Source organism: Spiroplasma sp. ChiS (genome assembly GCF_002968355.1).
GTDB lineage: Bacteria > Bacillota_I > Bacilli_A > Mycoplasmatales > Mycoplasmataceae > Spiroplasma > Spiroplasma citri.
Window position 1 is genome coordinate 1 of sequence record NZ_PUUH01000032.1, and the last position, 2,784, is coordinate 2,784.

The 2,784-nt window shown below is 30.7% G+C and carries 1 protein-coding gene, 6 tRNA genes and 1 pseudogene; 1 reads left to right on the forward strand and 7 read right to left on the reverse strand.

Annotation, left to right across the window (positions count from 1 at the left end; genetic code table 4):
* Window positions 1-342: pseudogene (locus tag C6B38_RS10975) on the forward strand (ISNCY family transposase); the annotation flags it as partial.
* 844 nt (window positions 343-1,186) lie between these two features.
* Here C6B38_RS10975 and C6B38_RS01890 read toward each other — a convergent pair.
* The 7 genes from C6B38_RS01890 to C6B38_RS01920 form a co-directional block, all read right to left on the reverse strand.
* Window positions 1,187-1,273 (reverse strand) — tRNA-Leu (locus C6B38_RS01890).
* Window positions 1,274-1,288: 15 nt separating this feature from the next.
* Window positions 1,289-1,364 (reverse strand) — tRNA-Lys (locus C6B38_RS01895).
* Window positions 1,365-1,368: 4 nt separating this feature from the next.
* A tRNA-Gln gene (locus tag C6B38_RS01900) sits at window positions 1,369-1,443 on the reverse strand.
* Window positions 1,444-1,458: 15 nt separating this feature from the next.
* Window positions 1,459-1,542: transfer RNA gene (locus C6B38_RS01905), tRNA-Tyr, on the reverse strand.
* Between the two features lie 6 nt (window positions 1,543-1,548).
* Window positions 1,549-1,624, reverse strand: a tRNA-Thr gene (locus tag C6B38_RS01910).
* Between the two features lie 13 nt (window positions 1,625-1,637).
* Window positions 1,638-1,713, reverse strand: a tRNA-Val gene (locus C6B38_RS01915).
* Between the two features lie 166 nt (window positions 1,714-1,879).
* Entirely contained in the window at window positions 1,880-2,782 is a 903-nt protein-coding gene (locus tag C6B38_RS01920; protein ID WP_233485482.1) for a hypothetical protein, read from the reverse strand.
* Window positions 2,783-2,784: the final 2 nt, after the last annotated feature.

The window sequence follows — 2,784 nt, forward strand, 5'->3', positions numbered from 1 at the left end:
TTATGACTAGGAATAAATCATCCTAAAATATTTTTACATGGTGCTATTGATGATGCAACAAATACAGTTGTTGGATTATATTTTGATTATCAAGAAACCTTAAATGGTTATTATAATGTTTTATATCAAATTTTAAAAAACTATGGTATTCCTATGACATTTTATACAGATAAGCGAACAATTTTTACTTATCAAAAAAATAATAGTAAAAACGAAGAAAAAGACACCTTTACTCAATTCAGCAGATGCTGTAATGAATTAGGTGTCGAAATCATAACTACTTCAATTCCTCAAACAAAAGGTCGAATTGAACGGTTATGAGGTACTTTACAAGATCGTCTAAAAAATGAATATCCTAAAATATTTTTACATGGTGCTATTGATGATGCAACAAATACAGTTGTTGGATTATATTTTGATTATCAAGAAACCTTAAATGGTTATTATAATGTTTTATATCAAATTTTAAAAAACTATGGTATTCCTATGACATTTTATACAGATAAGCGAACAATTTTTACTTATCAAAAAAATAATAGTAAAAACGAAGAAAAAGACACCTTTACTCAATTCAGCAGATGCTGTAATGAATTAGGTGTCGAAATCATAACTACTTCAATTCCTCAAACAAAAGGTCGAATTGAACGGTTATGAGGTACTTTACAAGATCGTCTAAAAAATGAATTAAGTTTTGCAAAAGTAACTACTCTTGAAGAAGCAAATAAGTTCTTAAAAGAATTTCTGCCTAAATTTAATAAACACTTTGCTCTTCCCATTGATTATAACAATTCTGCTTTCGTTGATGCACCAGAAAGTGAGAAAATTAATTTACTTTTATCAATAACTTCAACAACAAGAACAGATAATGGATCATCAATTAGTTATGCAAATAAAAAGTACTTAGCTTATGATAATAAAAAACTAAAAGTTTTTAATTCAAAAACAAATGTTACAATAATTAATGCATTTCATAAAACATTGTATCTTAAGTATGAAAACAAAATTTATAATCTATTAGAATATATTCCAACAGTTAAAAATACAGAAAAAACATTACCAAAATCTAAAGCTCATAAACCCAAATCAAATCATCGATGAACTGAAAGATATACTATGAAACAATTATCAATTAAATAAATTTACGAAATTTTAGCTAGATATTGACATTTTTTTTAAATAAAATAAATGGTACCCGAGACCGGACTTGAACCGGTACAGTTGTAAAACCGACGGATTTTAAGTCCGTTGCGTCTACCTATTCCGCCACTCGGGCATATATTTTTATAAATGGTCTCCTGTAAAGGACTTGAACCTTTGACCCACTGGTTAAAAGCCAGTTGCTCTACCGACTGAGCTAACAGGAGACAATGGCTGGGCTAGCTGGATTTGAACCAGCGCATAAAGGAGTCAAAGTCCTTTGCCTTACCGCTTGGCTATAGCCCAAAATATATATAAAGATGGTGGAGGGGGAGGGATTCGAACCCCCGAACCCGAAGGAGCTGAGTTACAGTCAGATGTGTTTGGCCACTTCACTACCCCTCCAAAGAATGGTGCTGGCTAGAAGAATCGAACTCCCAACCTACTGATTACAAGTCAGTTGCTCTACCTATTGAGCTAAGCCAGCAGAAATTCATTAATGGTCGGGTGTAACGGACTTGAACCGCTGACCACCTGCTTGTAAGGCAGGCGCTCTCCCAACTGAGCTAACACCCGATGACACAATTTAAGTATTGTGTTAAAACCTTTTTAATTTTATATAAAACAATAATTTTTGTCAATTAAAATATTATTAATTTTATTTTTTTTAAAAGATTATATTTTTTAAAGTAACTAATAAAAAATGGATTTTAGTGTTATAAAATCCATTTTAAAACTTTTATTAATACTGACGTTGCGTATGATCAGATGCTTTATATTGTGGAATGTTAATCATGTAACCATCTTCACGACGTCATAATCCTTTAATTACTTTTGTAATTAGATAAATCATAAAGATTGTTCCAATTAAAGTTGCTGTAAAGTTTAAAATATTAGCAAAAATTGATAATCCATTCTGTCCTTTTTGAAATATACGGCTAAATGCTTCAATTAGTTTTAGTAATGCCGTAATAATTTGAATCACTAACATTATTGTAACTAAAATAGTATAAATAGTTGAAACGAAACTTAATCATTTTCCATAAGAAGTTTCAACCATCATATTAGCGACAACTTTATTACTATAAAAGCCAGGGACAAAAATTAAACTTAAAACACTAACAGCAGCTAAAACTCCCATCATAATGGCAAAATTTTGTTTTGAGTTTCCAACTCAAGTTTTATCTGTTGCTTTGTTGTAAAAAATCATAATTGCAACAATACTAGCAATAGCTGATACTAATCAAGCAGTTCCTAAATAGCGTACAATCACAACACGGGCATTTTTTGTAGCTTTAACATCAGTATCTGGTAATCATGTTAATGCAAATGGTGCAAAAAAACCACCAAGTGATAATGATAATACCGCTAAACTTCATTTGTTTGCACATAATTCGGCATCAGTACTGCTAATTGCATAGCGGATTAAGCCAATATTACAAATTATTGTTGTAAAAAATGAAAAAATCACTATTAGAAAAACTATAACTTTAGGACTTGTTAAATCTGCATATGAATCCATTAATCAAGTATTTGCAGCATTGATATCACCGGGAAAAGTCCCATTGTTATATCGGTCTAAATAATAAAAGTAAGCCCCTCCTGCTATTGCCATTCCAGCAATACCTACAATACTTGATAGCACAA